Raw genomic sequence first — 15,332 nt, 5'->3', positions numbered from 1 at the left:
CCCGCCATGAGGCGCTTGGGGAACACGCGACGCACGGTACGGACAGCACGCAGGGGCGGCCGCGCGGCCGCGGCGGTCTGCGGGGCGGCGCTCGCCGTCCTGACCGCCCTGCCCGCCCAGGCGCACACACCGGGCCCGCCGGCCCCGCGCTGGGACCTCAAGGACACCGGCACCACCGCCGTACGGTTCCGTGGCCTCGCGGCGGTCGACCGCCGCACCGCGTGGGTCGCCGGCACCCAGGGCACCGTCCTGCGCACCACCGACGGCGGCGAGAGCTGGCGCGACGTCTCACCGCCCGGCGCGGCCGACCTGCAGTTCCGGGACATCGAGGCGTTCGACGCGCGCCGCGCCGTGGTGCTCGCCATCGGCGAGGGCGAGGCCTCACGCGTCTACCGCACCGAGGACGGCGGGACGACCTGGACGGAGTCCTTCCGCAACACCGACGCCCGCGCCTTCTACGACTGCATGACCTTCTTCGACCGCCGACACGGCCTCGCCATGAGCGACCCGGTCGACGGAAAGTTCCGCATCCTGTCGACCGGCGACGGCGGCCGCTCCTGGAAGGTGCTGCCGAACGAGGGCATGCCGGCCGCCCAGGACGGCGAGGCGGGCTTCGCCGCCAGTGGCCAGTGCCTGGTCGCCTCGGGGACCCACGACGTCTGGCTGGCGACCGGCGGGGCCGCACGCGCGCGGGTGCTGCACTCGTCCGACCGGGGGAGGACCTGGACGGCCACCGACACCCCAATCCCCGCGGGGGATCCCGCGCGAGGGGTCTTCGCCCTCGCCTTCCGCGACCGCACCCACGGCCTCGCCGTCGGCGGCGACTACCGCGCGGACCAGCCCTCCCCGCTCGCCGCCGCCACGACCGGCGACGCCGGGCGCACCTGGCGGCCCGCCGCCACACCCCCGCCCGCCTACCGCTCGGGCGTCGCCTGGCTCCCGCACAGCCGCACCGCCGCCCTCGCGGTCGGCCCCACCGGCACCGACCTGACCACCGACGCCGGCCGCACCTGGCGCACCCTCGACACGGGCTCGTACGACACCGTGGACTGCACCCCCGACCTCGGCTGCTGGGCCGCCGGCGAACAGGGGCGCGTGGCCCGCCTGGAGGGCTGAGCGGCTTTTCGGGGTACCCGGTGGGCGCGAACACGAAAGGAGTGAGCGCCCATGCCACGCGGTTCCAGCCCCAAGCGGGAGCGCCAGTACGAGCACATCAAGAAGAGCGCGCAGGACCGGGGCGAGAGCACCGGCCGTGCGGAGGAGATCGCCGCCCGGACGGTCAACAAGGAGCGCGCCCGGTCCGGCGAGTCGAAGACCGCGAGCCGCACCTCCACGCAGGACATGTCGTCCGGCAGGCGCGGCGGCCAGCGGTCCGGCAAGGGCTCCCAGGGGCCCACCTACGACCAGCTCTACGAGGAGGCCAAGCGGCGCGGAGTCAAGGGCCGCTCGGACATGAACAAGAGTCAGCTGCAGCGTGCGCTCGGCGGCAAGAGCTGAGTCGGCAGCCGCTTCGGAACATGATCGCGGGCCGGACCCCGGGAGCCGTACTCTCGTCCTCACCATGACGACCGTAGACATTCCCGCGGGCTGGCCCGCGACCGAGGAAGAGGCCCGCGCCGTCCAGGACGAACTGCGCGCGCGGGTGGTGCTCGACGAGCCGGGTCCGCCGCCCGGGACGGGGTACGTCACGGGGGTCGACGTGGCCTACGACGACGAGCGGGACGTCGTCGCGGCGGCGGCCGTCGTCCTCGACGCGGCCGGCCTCGAAGTCGTCGCCGAGGCCACGGCCGTGGGGCGGATCTCCTTCCCGTACGTGCCCGGACTGCTCGCCTTCCGCGAGATCCCCACCGTGCTCGCCGCCCTCGACGCCCTGCCCCGCCCGCCGGGGCTGGTCGTCTGCGACGGCTACGGCCTGGCCCACCCGCGCCGCTTCGGCCTCGCCAGCCACCTCGGGGTCCTCACCGGCCTGCCCACGATCGGCGTCGCCAAGAACCCGTTCACCTTCACCTACGACGACCCGGGAGCCCCTCGCGGTGCGGCGTCCCCGCTGCTGGCGGGCGACGACGAAGTGGGGCGGGCGCTGCGCACCCGGGCGGGCGTGAAGCCGGTCTTCGTGTCCATCGGCCACCGCGTCACCCTGGACGTCGCGTGCGCGCACACGCTCGCCCTCACCCCGGAGTTCCGCCTCCCGGAGACGACCCGCCGGGCGGACTCCCTCTGCCGGCGGGCGCTCCAGGAGGCGACGACCCGCGCCTGACCCACCTCATCTTCTGAGTACGTCTCCTGAGTACGTCGTCTGAGTACGTCGTCTGAGTACGTTGTCTCAGTACGTCGTCTGAGTACCTGTACGGATGTGCGCCCCGCCCCGCGCTCGGCAGGCTGGCCCGCATGACGACGCACCGTGCTCCCAAGCCCCTCGCCGACCCAGGCCGTCCTGTCGAGCGTGCCGTGAACGCCGCGCTGATCCTCGCCGTCCTGGCCGGGCTGGGCTGGATCGTCGGGATGATCTACACGCTGGTGCAGTGGCCCCTGTAGGGCGCGTTCAGCGCCGCGCCGCCACCCGGAACCTGATGCCCGCCCGGGTCAGCCGCTCGGTCAGTGCGTCGCCCATCGCCACCGCCGTCGTGACCTGCCCCGCCGTCGGCGGGAGGTCGTCGCAGGCCAGGGACAGCGCCGCCTCGGCGAGCATCTTCGCCGTCTCGTCGTAGCCGGGGTCGCCGCCCGCGACCTCGGTGCACACCCGTCGGCCGCCGCCCTCGCCGACGAACCGCACGGAGAACCAGCTCTTGGCCCGCTTCTGCGCGCTCGGCCCCTCCCCGGGCTTCAGCCGGTCCGACAGCCAGCGTCGGGCGGGCGGCAGTTGGGCCGCCGCGACGAGCGTCCCGACCGCCGCCACCGCTCCCACGGCGACCGGCAGCCGTCGTACGGCCGCGTAGTGCCGGTAGCGGAAGTCGGGCCCGTAGCGCGGCAGCGCCCGCGCCGATCGGAGCACGATCTGCGGGTCGACGGTCGGCAGCGGCAGCGCCCAGGCGCCGGCCTCCGGGGCGAACCGGGGCACGCCCACCGGTGCGGCGGCCCGGCGGCCCAGCAGCCGCGGTTCGTGCCGCCCCCGCTCCCGCGCGGCGGCCACCATCTGCCGGCCGCGCGCGAACTGGCCCAGCGCGGAGGCGAAGGTGCCGCCCGAGAAGGTGGCGTCGGCCGTCACGAAGCCGTCCACGGTCAGCGGCACGCCCTCCGGGAGCTGCCGGACGGTGAAGTACACGCCCAGGTCGTGCGGGACGGAGTCGAAGCCGCACGCGTGGATCAGGCGCGCGCCCGTCTCCCGCGCGCGTGCGTCGTGCCGGACATACATCAGGTCGACGAACTCCGGCTCCCCGCTGAGGTCGAGATAGTCGGCGCCGGTGTCCGCGCAGGCGGCGACGAGTTCCTCGCCGTGCGTCACATAGGGGCCGACGGTCGTGGCCACCACGCGCGCGTGCTCCGCGAGGGCGCGCAGCGACGTCGGGTCCGTGACGTCGGCGCGCACCACCCCGACGTCCACGCCGAGCCGTTCGCGCAGCCGCTCCAGCTTCTCCGCGTCGCGGCCGGCGATCGCCCAGCGCAGTCCCGCCGGCGCATGGGCGGCGAGGTACTCCGCGGTGAGCGTTCCCGCGAAGCCCGTGGCCCCGAAGAGCACGATGTCGTACGGACGGTCCGACCTTTTCAGCCTGCTCATGACACCCCTTTGCCGTGCAGCCCGCGCCGCTGTCGGTGGCCGAGGCTAGCGTGAGGGGTACGGAGGTCGACGGCAGGTGTCCCCAAACCGGCTAAGCGCTTGCTCGCTCTCCTCTTGTGTCCACTGGAACGTGTTCTTAGCATCGCTGGTGTTACATCAGTTGTGTCACAGCAAGGGGGCTGGATGACGACGGGACGGACGGACGGCCACGGCCCGCTGGCCGGGGTGCGCGTGGTGGAACTCGCCTCGATCGGCCCCGGCCCTTTCGCGGGCATGCTCCTGGCCGACCTCGGCGCCGACGTCGTCCGCGTGGACCGCCCCGGTGGGATGTCTCTCGCCATCGACCCCGCCCATGACGTCACCAACCGCAACAAGCGCTCGGTCGTCGTCGACCTCAAGGCGCCCGACGGCCCCGTGCGCGTGCTCGACCTCGCCGCCCGCGCCGACGTGCTCATCGAGGGCAACCGGCCCGGCGTGGCCGAGCGGCTGGGCGTCGGACCCGAGGACTGCCACGCCCGCAACCCCCGGCTGGTCTACGGCCGGATGACCGGCTGGGGCCAGGAAGGCCCCCTGGCCCACCGCGCGGGCCACGACGTCACCTATCTGGCCCTCACCGGCGCCCTCGGCATGATCGGCGCCCCCGACCGGCCGCCGCCGCCCCCCGCCAACCTGCTCGGCGACTTCGCCGGCGGCTCCCTCTACCTCGTCGTGGGCATCCTCGCCGCGCTGCACCACGCGCACGTGCACGGCACCGGCCAGGTCGTCGACGCGGCCATCGTCGACGGCTCCGCCCACCTGTCCGCGATGATCCACGGCATGCTCGCCGCCGGTGGCTGGCAGGACCGGCGTGCCGCCAACCTCCTCGACGGCGGCTGCCCGTACTACGGCACCTACGAGACCGCCGACGGTGGGTACATGGCCGTCGGCGCCCTGGAACCGCAGTTCTACGACGAGTTCGTGGACCTCCTGGGCCTCGGGGACTTCCGCGAGGCCCGCAAGGACTGGACCCGCTGGGGAGAGCTGCGCGAGGCCGTCGCCGCCCGCTTCAGGACCCGCACCCGGGAGGAGTGGACGGCTCTCTTCGAGGGCTCCGACGCGTGCGTGGCGCCCGTGCTGTCGCTGCGCGAGGCCCCACACCACCCGCACCTCGCGGCCCGCGGCACCTTCACCGACCACGGCGGCATCACCCAGCCGGCCCCCGCACCCCGCTTCTCCGCGACGCCCACCGCCGTCCGGACCGGACCCGCGCAACCGGGCGCCGACACCCACGCGGTCGCCCGTGACTGGGACATACCGGGGCTCGTGACGGACCTTGAGAAGACCTCCGTGACCTCTGTGACCCCTGTAACCCCCGTGAGCGCTGAAGAGACCCTCGCGAAGACCCCCGCGAAGGACTTCCCGCACCAGGGCGACTGACCCCGCCCCGCTCGGCCCACCCTCCCGAAAGGCCTGCCAGTGAGCACCGAAGCGTACGTGTACGACGCGATCCGCACCCCGCGCGGACGCGGCAAGGCGGACGGCGCCCTGCACGGAACGAAGCCCATCGACCTCGTCGTCGGTCTCATCCACGAACTCCGCGGCCGTTTCCCCGGCCTCGACCCGGCCGCGATCGACGACATCGTGCTCGGTGTCGTGGGGCCCGTCGGCGACCAGGGCTCCGACATCGCCCGCATCGCCGCGCTCGCGGCCGGCCTGCCGGACACGGTGGCGGGCGTGCAGGAGAACCGCTTCTGTGCCTCAGGTCTGGAAGCCGTCAACCTGGCCGCCATGAAGGTCCGTTCCGGCTGGGAGGACCTGGTCCTCGCGGGCGGCGTGGAGTCGATGTCCCGGGTGCCGATGGCATCGGACGGCGGCGCCTGGTTCAACGACCCGATGACCAACCTGGCCGTCAACTTCGTGCCGCAGGGCATCGGTGCCGACCTGATCGCCACGATCGAGGGCTTCTCCCGGCGCGACGTCGACGAGTACGCGGCGCTCTCCCAGGAGCGGGCGGCGACGGCCTGGAAGGAGGGCCGCTTCGACCGGTCCGTCGTCCCGGTGAAGGACCGCGCGGGCCTCGTCGTCCTCGACCACGACGAGCACCCGCGCCCCGGCACCACCGCCGACTCCCTCGCCCGGCTGAAGCCGTCCTTCGCGGACATCGGCGAGCTGGGCGGCTTCGACGCCGTGGCCCTGCAGAGGTACCACTGGGTGGAGAAGATCGACCACGTCCACCACGCGGGCAACTCCTCCGGCATCGTCGACGGCGCCTCCCTGGTCGCGATCGGCTCGAAGGAGGTCGGCGAGCGGTACGGGCTCACCCCGCGCGCGCGGATCGTCTCCGCAGCCGTCTCCGGCTCCGAGCCGACCATCATGCTCACCGGGCCCGCCCCCGCCACCCGCAAGGCCCTCGCGAAGGCCGGCCTGACCATCGACGACATCGACCTCGTCGAGATCAACGAGGCGTTCGCGGCGGTCGTCCTGCGTTTCGCGCGGGACATGGGCCTGACCCTGGACAAGATCAACGTCAACGGCGGCGCCATCGCGCTCGGCCACCCGCTCGGCGCCACCGGCGCGATGATCCTCGGCTCGCTCGTCGACGAACTGGAGCGCCAGGACAAGCGCTACGGCCTCGCCACCCTGTGCGTGGGCGGCGGCATGGGCATCGCCACCGTCGTCGAGCGCGTCTGACCACCCCAGCGCAGCCAGAGACTTCTACGGAGACCCCGTCATGACACAGAGCACCGTCATCCGCTGGGAACAGGACCGCACCGGCCTCGTCACCCTCGTCCTCGACGACCCCGACCAGTCCGCGAACACCATGAACCAGGCGTTCCGCGAGTCGCTCGCGGTCGTCACCGACCGACTGGAGGCCGAGCAGGACTCCATCCGCGGCATCATCTTCACCTCCGCCAAGAAAACCTTCTTCGCCGGCGGCGACCTGCGCGATCTGATCCGCGTGACGCCCGAGACCGCCCAGGAGCTCTTCGACGGCGGACTGGAGATCAAGCGCAACCTCCGCCGCATCGAGACCCTCGGCAAGCCGGTCGTCGCCGCCCTCAACGGCGCGGCCCTCGGCGGCGGGTACGAGCTCGCGCTCGCCTGCCACCACCGGGTCGCGCTCGACACCCCCGGCTCGAAGATCGGCTGCCCCGAGGTGACCCTCGGCCTGCTCCCCGGAGGCGGCGGCGTCGTGCGCACCGTCCGCCTCCTGGGCATCGCCGACGCCCTCCTCAAGGTCCTCCTCAAGGGCACCCAGTACAGCCCGCGGCGCGCCCTGGAGCATGGCCTGATCCACGAGGTCGCCACCACCCCCGACGAGCTCCTCGCCAAGGCCCGCGCCTTCATCGACGCCAACCCCGAGTCGCAGCAGCCCTGGGACAGGCCCGGCTATCGCATCCCCGGCGGCACTCCCGCCAACCCTCGGTTCGCCGCCAACCTGCCCGCCTTCCCGGCCTCCCTGCGCAAGGAGACCAACGGCGCCCCCTACCCGGCCCCGCGCAACATCCTCGCCGCGGCCGTCGAGGGCGCCCAGGTCGACTTCGAGACCGCGCAGGTCATCGAGGCCCGCTACTTCGTCGAACTGGCCGCCGGACAGACGTCGAAGAACATGATCCAGGCGTTCTTCTTCGACCTCCAGGCCGTCAACTCCGGCGTCAGCCGCCCCCAGGGCATCGAGCCCCGCCCGGTCCGCAGGGTGGCCGTCCTGGGCGCCGGGATGATGGGCGCCGGCATCGCCTACTCGTGCGCCCGCGCGGGCATCGGCGTCGTCCTGAAGGACGTCTCCGCCGAGGCCGCCGCCCGCGGCAAGGGCTACTCCGAGAAGCTGTGCGCCAAGGCCGTCTCCCGGGGCCGCAGCACGCGGGAGGAGGCGGACGCGCTGCTCGCCCGCATCACTCCCACCGCGGACCCGGCCGACCTGGCCGGCTGCGACGCGGTCATCGAAGCCGTGTTCGAGGACACCGCGTTGAAGCACAAGGTGTTCCAGGAGATCGAGCAGATCGTCGCCCCCGACGCCCTGCTGTGCTCCAACACCTCCACCCTCCCCATCACCGTCCTCGCCGAAGGCGTCGAGCGGCAGAGCGACTTCATCGGCCTGCACTTCTTCTCGCCCGTCGACAAGATGCCCCTCGTCGAGATCATCAAGGGCGAGCGCACCGGCGACGAGGCGCTCGCGCGCGCCTTCGACCTGGTCCGGCAGATCAGGAAGACGCCGATCGTCGTCAACGACTCGCGCGGCTTCTTCACCTCACGGGTGATCGGCCACTTCATCAACGAGGGCGTCGCCATGGTCGGCGAGGGCATCGAGCCCGCCTCCGTCGAACAGGCGGCGGCCCAGGCGGGCTACCCGGGCAAGGTGCTCGCCCTGGTGGACGACCTGACGCTCACCCTGCCGCAGAAGATCCGGGCCGAGTCGAAGCGGGCCCTTGTGGAGGCGGGCGGCACGTGGCCCGGGCACCCCGCCGAGACCGTCATCGACCGCATGGTCGACGAGTTCGGCCGCACCGGCCGTGGCGGGGGAGCGGGCTTCTACGAGTACGGGGAGGACGGCAGGCGCGGCGCCCTCTGGCCGGGGCTGCGCGAGCACTTCACGCGCGCGGGCGGCGAGATCCCGTTCGAGGACATGCAGGAGCGCATGCTCTTCTCCGAGGCCCTCGACACGGTCAAGCTCCTCGAAGAGGGCGTGCTGACGTCCGTCGCGGACGCCAACATCGGCTCCCTCTTCGGCATCGGCTTCCCCGGCTGGACCGGCGGAGTGCTGCAGTACATCAACGGCTACCAGGGCGGGCTGCCCGGGTTCGTGGCACGCGCGCATGAGCTCGCCGAACGCTACGGCGACCGCTTCGCGCCGCCCGCGCTGCTGGTGGCGAAGGCGGAACGAGGGGAGACCTTCACCGACGCGCGCTGAGCGACGGGCTCGGCAGGGCTCGTCAGGGCCCGTCAGGGCTCATCGAGGGGAGCCGTCCGTGGGCGGCTCCCCGAGCCACTCCCGCAGCTCCGACGTGAGCGACCGCTGGAAGGCCGTCAGCAGAGCCTGGACCACCAGGGGCTGCATGTGCGCCGACAGCGACCGCACCGCCTGCGCGTCACGCTCCGGCACCTCCTCACGCAGCAGCCGCGACAGCTCGTGGGCCGCGGCGCGCGCATGGTCGAGGAGGACGGTGCGGGCCGCGAGGATCGCCTCCTGCGACAGCGGTACGTCGAGCAGGCGGACGCCCAGCCTCAGCAGCCCGAGGTCAACCCCGTACGCGTCCTGGTCACCCCGTACCACGCCCATCGCGACGAGCCGCTCCACGTCCTCCTCGCCGAGCGCCCGCCCCGCCTTCCGCGCGAGCTCCTCCCGGCTCAACCTCTCCACGGCGTCCGGCGCCCAGGAGGCGACCACGGCCCGGTGCACGGCGAGGTCGTGGGCGTCGAGACCGGGCGGCAGCCGGTCAAGGTAGCGCTCGATCGCCGCCAGCGTCAGGCCCTGCTGTTGCAGCTCCTCGATCAGCGCGAGCCGCGCGAGATGGCCGGGACCGTAGTGGCCCACCCGACGCGGACCGATGACGGGCGGGGGCAGGAGCCCCTTGGCACTGTAGAAGCGCACCGTCCGCACCGTGATCCCCGCCCGGGCGGCCAGTTCGTCGACCGTGAGGTCCGGCTCCTCGGTCTCGATCGTCATGTGCAGCAGTATCACTGTGCCACCGGTGCTGTGAAACCCGCGCGGTCCGCAGCAGGGCTGTCCCAGGCACCGGACCAGGAGCCGTCCCAGCTCACCCGAACCACGAAGGAGCAGGCCCGGCCCACTGTCAGTGGCACCGGGGGCTCGGTCCTGGGCAGGCTCCGGTATGTCCGGAGCTCTACGGCGAGAAGGACCCGTCCCACCCAGCGGAGCGGGATGCCCCGGCTAGGCTGCGGCCTGGCCGGAGGTAAGTGGTGCGGGTTGAACCGCTCGTCTCCGGGCGGCTGGTGCGGCGGGGCGTCGCGGTGACGGAGTACGACCACGGGGAGGGGTAGTGCGGATGGGCGCCGACAGGGAGGGCGAGGACAGGGACATCGACGTCCTGGTCCTGGGTGGGGCGGGGGTGGACACCATCGTCCACGTACCGGAGCTGCCGCTCCCGTACGCCGACAGCTACATGATCGACAGCGGGATCCGCACCCGCGCCGGACAGACCGGCGACTTCGTCGCGCTGGGCCTCGCCGCGCTCGGCCTGCGCACCCACCACCTCGACTTCCTGGGCGACGATCCGGAGGGCGACCTGGTCCGCGCCCTGCACGACAAGCACGGCATCGCCCTGACCGCCGTCCCGCAGCCGGCCGGCACCAAGCGCGCGGTCAACCTGGTGAGCCCGGACGGGCGACGGCTGTCGCTGTACGACACCAGCCGCGGGCGACCGGAGGACCGCTTCCCGCAGGACACTCTGCGGGCGCTGGCCACGGCGAGCCGGCACGTGCATGTGGCGATCACCTCCGGCTGCGCCGACGCCCTGCCGCTCCTGCGCGCGGCGGGCGCCCGCATCTCCACCGACCTGCACAACTGGGACGGCGAGAACCCGTACCACGAGGCCTTCGCCTTCGCCGCGGACGTGGTCTTCCTCTCGGCCGCCGCCCTCACCGACCCCGCGGCCACGATGCGACGGATCGCCGCACGGGGCCGCGCCGAGGCGGTCGTCGTCACCGCCGGCGCCGAGGGCGCGTACCTGCTGTCCGAGGGCGAGCTGACCCATATACCGGCCGTCGCCCCTCCCGCGCCGGTGGTCGACTCCAACGGCGCGGGAGACGCCTTCGCGTCCGCGTTCCTCTACGGCCGCCTCAGCGGCGAACCGCCCCTGAGATGCGCCCGGTTCGGTGTGACGGCCGGCGCGTACGCGTGCACCGTCCCGGCCACCGGAAGTGCCGCCGTCTCGCGTGACGAGCTCCTGGCGGCGGTCCCCCGGTAGCGCGGGCCGGTGGGCGCCCCGCGCGCTCAGTTCTCGTGCACGGAGTTCGTCGCCGCGATCTTCTTCCAGGACTTCGGCCGCACGGGCGTGGCCGGCGACTTCGCGATCGACGCGGTCCGCGCCGCGGGCGCCGCCGGCTTCGTCGGCTGGAGGAGCCAGGTGTCCAGCAGCGCGCCCAGCCGCTTGCCGGAGACCTGCTCGGCGTACGCCTGGAAGTCGGCGATCGTCGCGTTGCCGTACGCGTACTTTTGCGGCCAGCCCTTCAGGATCGCGAAGAACGCGTCGTCGCCGACCTCGTTGCGCAGCGCCTGCACGGCCAGCGCGCCCCGGTCGTACACGGCGATGTCGAACTGGTTCGCCGCGCCCGGGTCGCCCGGCTTCACCGTCCAGAACGCGTCGTCGGCCGGGTGCGAGGCGTACACGTAGTCCGCGAGTTCCTGCGCCGTGCCCTCGCCCTCGTGCTCGGACCACATCCACTGCGCGTACCGGGCGAAGCCCTCGTTGAGCCAGATGTCCTTCCAGCCCTTGAGGGACACCGAGTCCCCGTACCACTGGTGCGCCAACTCGTGCACCACCACGGACGTGTTGGAGCCGTTCGCGAACTGCTTGGGGCTGTAGTAGACGCGGCTCTGCGTCTCCAGCGCGAACGAGGTGGTGGTGTTGGGGACGTACCCGCCGGCCGTGCTGAACGGGTACGGCCCGAAGTAGCCGCTCAGCCAGTCGACGATCTCACCGGTGCGCTCCACGCTCGCCCGTGCCGCCCCGTCGTTGTCCCCGAGGTCCTTGCTGTAGGCGTTGATCACCGGCACGCCGCCCTCGGACGTGCTCGTCGTGACGTCGAACCTCCCCAGCGCCAGCGTGGCCAGATAGGTCGCCTGCGGCTTGTTCTGGCGCCAGTTGTAGCGGGTCCAGCCGAGGCGTGAAGTCGTCGACTGGAGCGTGCCGTTGGAGATGGCCTGGGTGCCGTCCGGCACGGCCACCGACACGTCGTAGGTCGCCTTGTCGAGCGGATGGTCGTTGCTCGGGAACCACCACCACGCCGACTCGGGCTCGTCCGCGGCGACCGCGCCGTCGGGCGTGCGGTGCCAGGTGGAGAAGCCGTACGCGCTCTTCGTCGACGGCACCCCGCGGTAGCGGACGACGACCGTGGCCGACGTGCCCTTGGCCAGTGGCTGCTTCGGCGTGACCACCAACTCGTGCTCGCCGGAGGTGGTGAAGGCGGCCGCGGCGCCGTTGACCCGGACCTCCTGGACGTCCAGCAGGAAGTCCAGGTCGAAGCTCGACAGGTCCTGCGTGGTCTTTGCGAGAATCGTCGCCGTGCCCTGCAGCTCGTCCGTCGCCGGCTGGTACGTCAGCCGCAGGTCGTAGTGCGAGACGTCGTATCCGCCGTTGCCGTAGGCCGGGTAGTACGGGTCGCCGATGCCCGACGCGCCGGGGGAGTAGCCCGCGGCTGATGCCGGGATCGCCAGCAGTACGGACGCGGCAGCGAGTGCGCCCGGCGCGATGAGTCTGCGGTGCACGAAAGCTCCAAGTCGTGGGGGTATAAAGGCTGTTCGAAGCCTATTCAGTCCCTGTGCCCAGAAGGTGTCCACCGCCACCCCTGTCACACGATCGCCATTCGGCCGTCATCAGCGCCCGCCTTCACCCGCGTGTTTCGGCCATCGGCGACCCACCGTCGGAGCCCGCCCGTCTCCCCATCTGCCCTCTTCTGCACAGGAGTTGACCGGGGTACCGTCCGGCGCATGTCGACACGCATGCGCTTCACGGTCTGGAGACCGCTCGCCACTGCCGCCATCACCCTTCTGGTGGCCGCCTTCCTGACCCCGGCCACCGCCCAGGGCGCCCCGCGCGAGAGCAGGCCCGTCTACTCCTACGAGCACGCCATCCGCGAGGCCGTCTGGGTCGACACCGGACTCGACGGCGACGGCGACGGAAGGACGGACCGCGTCGCCGTCGACATCGTCCGCCCCCGCGAACTCGCCGCGCAGGGGCGCAAGGTGCCCGTCATCATGGACGCCAGCCCCTACTACTCCTGCTGCGGCCGCGGCAACGAGAGCCAGCTCAAGACGTACGACACGGCCGGCAACGTCGTCCAGATGCCGCTGTTCTACGACAACTACTTCGTGCCGCGCGGCTACGCCTTCGTCGGCGTCGACCTCGCCGGCACCAACCGCTCCGACGGCTGCGTGGACGTCGGCGGGCGCTCCGACATCCAGTCCGCGAAGGCCGTCGTCGACTGGCTGAACGGGCGGGCCAAGGCCTACACCACCCGCACCGGCGCCACGACCGCCCAGGCGGGCTGGACCAACGGCAGAACCGGCATGATCGGCAAGAGCTGGGACGGCACCATAGCCAACGGCGTCGCCGCCACCGGCGTGCGAGGCCTCAAGACCATCGTCCCGATCAGCGCCATATCCTCCTGGTACGACTACTACTTCGCCCAGGGCGCCCCGCTCTACGACTCGGGCCCCGACTGGCTCTCGAACTACGTCGACAGCCCCGACGCCCGGGCCAAGTGCGCCGCGGTCCAGCAGAAGATCGTCGACGGGGCTCCGCGCACCGGCGACTGGACATCGCTGTGGACCGAACGCGACTACGTCAAGGACGCGCGCAAGGTGAAGGCGAGCGTCTTCCTCGTCCATGGCATGCAGGACCTCAACGTCCGCACCAAGCACTTCGGCCAGTGGTGGGACGCCCTCGCGAAGAACGGCGTCGAGCGCAAGATCTGGCTCTCCCAGACCGGCCATGTCGACCCGTTCGACTTCCGCCGCTCCGCCTGGGTGGACACCCTTCACCGCTGGTTCGACCACGAACTCCTCGGCTACGACAACGGCGTCGACCGCGAGCCCATGGCCGACATCGAGCGCCACCCCGACCAGTGGGTCACCTCCGCCGTCTGGCCGCCGCGCGGCACCCGGACCGCGACCCTGCACCCGGCCACCGCGGCCCGGCCCGGCGTCGGCACGCTCGGGCTGCGCAAGGGCACCGGCATCGCGGCCTTCACCGACGACCCGCGGCTGAGCGAGACCGACTGGGCCGCACGGATCGACACCCCGACCCCCGACAAGGCCGGCTTCAGCACCGGTCCCCTCACCCGCGACCTGCGGTTGTCCGGCTCCTCGAAGGTCACCGTCACCGCCACGCCGACGACCGCGACCGCCCACCTCACGGCCGTCCTCGTCGACCTCGGCCCCGACACGATCCGTGACTACGCGGCGAGCGGCGAGGGCATCACCACCCTCACCGACCGCACCTGCTGGGGTGCGAGCACAGCGGGCGACAGCGCCTGCTTCAAGCAGACCAGGGCGAACACGGCCGACGTCGACTACACGGTCGTCAGCCGCGGCTGGGCCGACCTCGGCACCTCCGCGAACCCCGGCAAGGGCGTCCCGCTCACCCCGGGCAAGGCCTACACGATCACCCTCGACCTGGCCGCCACCGACCATGTCGTCCCGGCCGGTCACCGACTGGCGCTGATCGTCGCGGGCACCGACAAGGACCTCATCGACCCGCCCGCCGACACTCCGACCCTCACCCTGGACCTGTCCCGCACCTCGGCGCGGGTCCCGTTCGTAGGAGGTGCCGACGCCTTCGCCCGAGCCACGTCCGCGGCGGCGGCCACAGCGGTCACGCCCGACGCCGGTGCCCTGGACGGCGTAAGGACCCCGCGCAACGCCCAGCGGATCCCGTAGGCCCGGAGACCGGTCAGGAGGAGGCGGCCGAGAGCACCAGTTCGGCCGCCTCCTGCGCGCATCCCCACGCCACGGTCACACCCGCCCCGCCGTGCCCGTAGTGGTGCACCACCGGCCGCCCGTCCGGCAGCTCCGCCCGCTCCAGCCGTACCGCGTGCCGAACCGGCCGCAGCCCCACCCGGTGCCCGAGGATCCGCGCCCCGGCGACCTCCGGCCGCAGCGCCGCACAGCGCCGGACGATCGCCTCTGCCACCTTCGGGTCCGGCTCCAGCGACCACGCGTCGTCCTCGGCCGTGCCGCCCAGCAGCAGCCGCCCGGGCTGCGGGAGGAGGTAGGCCAGCGCGCCGTCCGGGGCCGTGGTGACGAGCCAGGTGTCGACGCCGGGGTTCTCCACGACGACGAGCTGCCCCCGCACCGGCCGCACCGACGGGTCCGCGGCCAGTTCCCGGGCGGCCAGCCCCGCGCAGTTGACCACGACGGGTGCCTCGGCCTGCGCCAGGTCGGTCACCGTGCGCTCCTCGACCCTGCCGCCCGCCCGCAGCAGCCGCTCCCGCAGCCACGGCAGATACATCGACATGTCGATCAGCGGCAGTCGCACCCGCACGCCCGGCCCGGCGCCGTACTCGCGTGCCGTGGTCGGGCGCAGCCCGGTCAGCCGACCGGCCACCCAGGCCTCGACGCGGGCCGGCTCCTGCTCCCCCAGCACGCCGTCGACCAGGCGGACGCCGGTCTCCTCGGGCCGCTCGGCGAGGCCCTCGTAGATTTCCAGGGAACGCAGCGCCCAGGCCCGCGCCGACACCTTCGGTTCGATGTGGTACGGCCACCACAGCGCACCGGCGACGGCGGAGGTGGTCCGCTCGACCGGGTCGCGCGTCCAGACCCGCACCCGCAGCCCGCGCTCGGCGAGTACGACGGCCGTCGACAGACCGATGACCCCGCCGCCGACCACGATCGCATCGCCGTTCACCCGAGTGTCCATGCCCGGACGGTAACCGACCGTGCCGACGGTCGGCGAGATCG

General features: G+C 72.7%; 13 protein-coding genes and 1 pseudogene. 10 read left to right on the top strand and 4 right to left on the bottom strand.

The features are described from left to right. The first annotated feature begins 6 nt into the window (after positions 1-6). The 4 genes from B5557_RS06960 to mmpA all read left to right on the top strand — a co-directional run bounded on the left by B5557_RS06960 (position 7) and on the right by mmpA (position 2,535). A complete protein-coding gene (locus B5557_RS06960; protein WP_079658295.1) occupies positions 7-1,116 on the top strand; it encodes a WD40/YVTN/BNR-like repeat-containing protein in 1,110 nt (369 codons plus the stop codon). A gap of 51 nt (positions 1,117-1,167) precedes the next feature. Further along, the gene (locus tag B5557_RS06955; RefSeq protein WP_079658294.1) at positions 1,168-1,497 is read left to right on the top strand and encodes a plasmid stabilization protein; all 330 of its coding nucleotides are present in this window, start codon (positions 1,168-1,170) and stop codon (positions 1,495-1,497) included. Positions 1,498-1,561: 64 nt separating this feature from the next. After that, a complete protein-coding gene (locus B5557_RS06950; protein WP_079658293.1) occupies positions 1,562-2,257 on the top strand; it encodes an endonuclease V in 696 nt (231 codons plus the stop codon). A gap of 131 nt (positions 2,258-2,388) precedes the next feature. Beyond that, a complete protein-coding gene (mmpA, locus tag B5557_RS44175; RefSeq protein ID WP_099935490.1) occupies positions 2,389-2,535 on the top strand; it encodes a morphogenic membrane protein MmpA in 147 nt (48 codons plus the stop codon). Positions 2,536-2,542: 7 nt separating this feature from the next. On the opposite strand, the gene B5557_RS06945 is transcribed toward mmpA, so the two are convergent. After that, positions 2,543-3,715: a saccharopine dehydrogenase family protein gene (locus B5557_RS06945; RefSeq protein ID WP_079658292.1), complete on the bottom strand. Its 1,173-nt coding sequence runs from the start codon at positions 3,713-3,715 to the stop codon at positions 2,543-2,545. 183 nt (positions 3,716-3,898) lie between these two features. On the opposite strand from B5557_RS06945, the gene B5557_RS06940 reads away from it, so the two are divergent. From B5557_RS06940 to B5557_RS06930, 3 genes are read left to right on the top strand one after another with little or no spacing between them, the layout of a single operon-like run. Next, the gene (locus B5557_RS06940; protein ID WP_079658291.1) at positions 3,899-5,131 is read left to right on the top strand and encodes a CaiB/BaiF CoA transferase family protein; all 1,233 of its coding nucleotides are present in this window, start codon (positions 3,899-3,901) and stop codon (positions 5,129-5,131) included. A gap of 39 nt (positions 5,132-5,170) precedes the next feature. Continuing rightward, positions 5,171-6,385 carry an acetyl-CoA C-acetyltransferase gene (locus tag B5557_RS06935; RefSeq protein WP_079658290.1) on the top strand — a complete coding sequence of 405 codons (1,215 nt, stop codon included), beginning with the start codon at positions 5,171-5,173 and terminating at the stop codon, positions 6,383-6,385. Positions 6,386-6,425: 40 nt separating this feature from the next. Beyond that, positions 6,426-8,603, top strand: a complete 2,178-nt coding sequence (locus tag B5557_RS06930; protein WP_079658289.1) for a 3-hydroxyacyl-CoA dehydrogenase NAD-binding domain-containing protein — start codon at positions 6,426-6,428, stop codon at positions 8,601-8,603. Positions 8,604-8,642: 39 nt separating this feature from the next. Here B5557_RS06930 and B5557_RS06925 read toward each other — a convergent pair whose 3' ends face one another. Further along, a complete protein-coding gene (locus B5557_RS06925) occupies positions 8,643-9,359 on the bottom strand; it encodes a MerR family transcriptional regulator (RefSeq protein ID WP_079664636.1) in 717 nt (238 codons plus the stop codon). A 216-nt stretch (positions 9,360-9,575) separates the two neighbouring features. Between B5557_RS06925 and B5557_RS44890 the strand changes: the two are divergent. After that, a pseudogene (locus B5557_RS44890) lies at positions 9,576-9,694 on the top strand (Appr-1-p processing protein); the annotation flags it as partial. Positions 9,695-9,699: 5 nt separating this feature from the next. Further along, a complete protein-coding gene (locus B5557_RS06920; protein ID WP_079664635.1) occupies positions 9,700-10,620 on the top strand; it encodes an adenosine kinase in 921 nt (306 codons plus the stop codon). 26 nt (positions 10,621-10,646) lie between these two features. On the opposite strand, the gene B5557_RS06915 is transcribed toward B5557_RS06920, so the two are convergent. Beyond that, positions 10,647-12,140, bottom strand: coding sequence for a M1 family metallopeptidase (locus B5557_RS06915; protein WP_079658288.1), 1,494 nt, complete (start codon positions 12,138-12,140; stop codon positions 10,647-10,649). A gap of 222 nt (positions 12,141-12,362) precedes the next feature. Between B5557_RS06915 and B5557_RS06910 the strand changes: the two genes are divergently transcribed. Next, positions 12,363-14,312 carry a Xaa-Pro dipeptidyl-peptidase gene (locus B5557_RS06910; RefSeq protein ID WP_079658287.1) on the top strand — a complete coding sequence of 650 codons (1,950 nt, stop codon included), beginning with the start codon at positions 12,363-12,365 and terminating at the stop codon, positions 14,310-14,312. Between the two features lie 13 nt (positions 14,313-14,325). On the opposite strand, the gene B5557_RS06905 is transcribed toward B5557_RS06910, so the two are convergent. After that, positions 14,326-15,291, bottom strand: coding sequence for an FAD-dependent oxidoreductase (locus tag B5557_RS06905; RefSeq protein ID WP_079664634.1), 966 nt, complete (start codon positions 15,289-15,291; stop codon positions 14,326-14,328). Positions 15,292-15,332 lie beyond the last annotated feature (41 nt).

It is taken from the genome of Streptomyces sp. 3214.6 (assembly GCF_900129855.1).
Classification (GTDB): Bacteria; Actinomycetota; Actinomycetes; order Streptomycetales; family Streptomycetaceae; genus Streptomyces; species Streptomyces soliscabiei.
Note: the sequence above shows the minus strand (reverse complement) of the source record. Positions and strands in the feature narration are given on the sequence as shown.

Excerpts from the sequence above, each read along its gene's own strand:
- B5557_RS06960 (WP_079658295.1), top strand. The coding sequence starts at position 7 with ATGAGGCGCTTGGGGAACACGCGACGCACGGTACGGACAGCACGCAGG.
- B5557_RS06955 (WP_079658294.1), top strand. The coding sequence starts at position 1,168 with ATGCCACGCGGTTCCAGCCCCAAGCGGGAGCGCCAGTACGAGCACATC.
- B5557_RS06950 (WP_079658293.1), top strand. The coding sequence starts at position 1,562 with ATGACGACCGTAGACATTCCCGCGGGCTGGCCCGCGACCGAGGAAGAG.
- mmpA (WP_099935490.1), top strand. The coding sequence starts at position 2,389 with ATGACGACGCACCGTGCTCCCAAGCCCCTCGCCGACCCAGGCCGTCCT.
- B5557_RS06945 (WP_079658292.1), bottom strand. The coding sequence starts at position 3,715 with ATGAGCAGGCTGAAAAGGTCGGACCGTCCGTACGACATCGTGCTCTTC.
- B5557_RS06940 (WP_079658291.1), top strand. The coding sequence starts at position 3,899 with ATGACGACGGGACGGACGGACGGCCACGGCCCGCTGGCCGGGGTGCGC.
- B5557_RS06930 (WP_079658289.1), top strand. The coding sequence starts at position 6,426 with ATGACACAGAGCACCGTCATCCGCTGGGAACAGGACCGCACCGGCCTC.
- B5557_RS06925 (WP_079664636.1), bottom strand. The coding sequence starts at position 9,359 with ATGACGATCGAGACCGAGGAGCCGGACCTCACGGTCGACGAACTGGCC.
- B5557_RS06920 (WP_079664635.1), top strand. The coding sequence starts at position 9,700 with ATGGGCGCCGACAGGGAGGGCGAGGACAGGGACATCGACGTCCTGGTC.
- B5557_RS06910 (WP_079658287.1), top strand. The coding sequence starts at position 12,363 with ATGTCGACACGCATGCGCTTCACGGTCTGGAGACCGCTCGCCACTGCC.
- B5557_RS06905 (WP_079664634.1), bottom strand. The coding sequence starts at position 15,291 with ATGGACACTCGGGTGAACGGCGATGCGATCGTGGTCGGCGGCGGGGTC.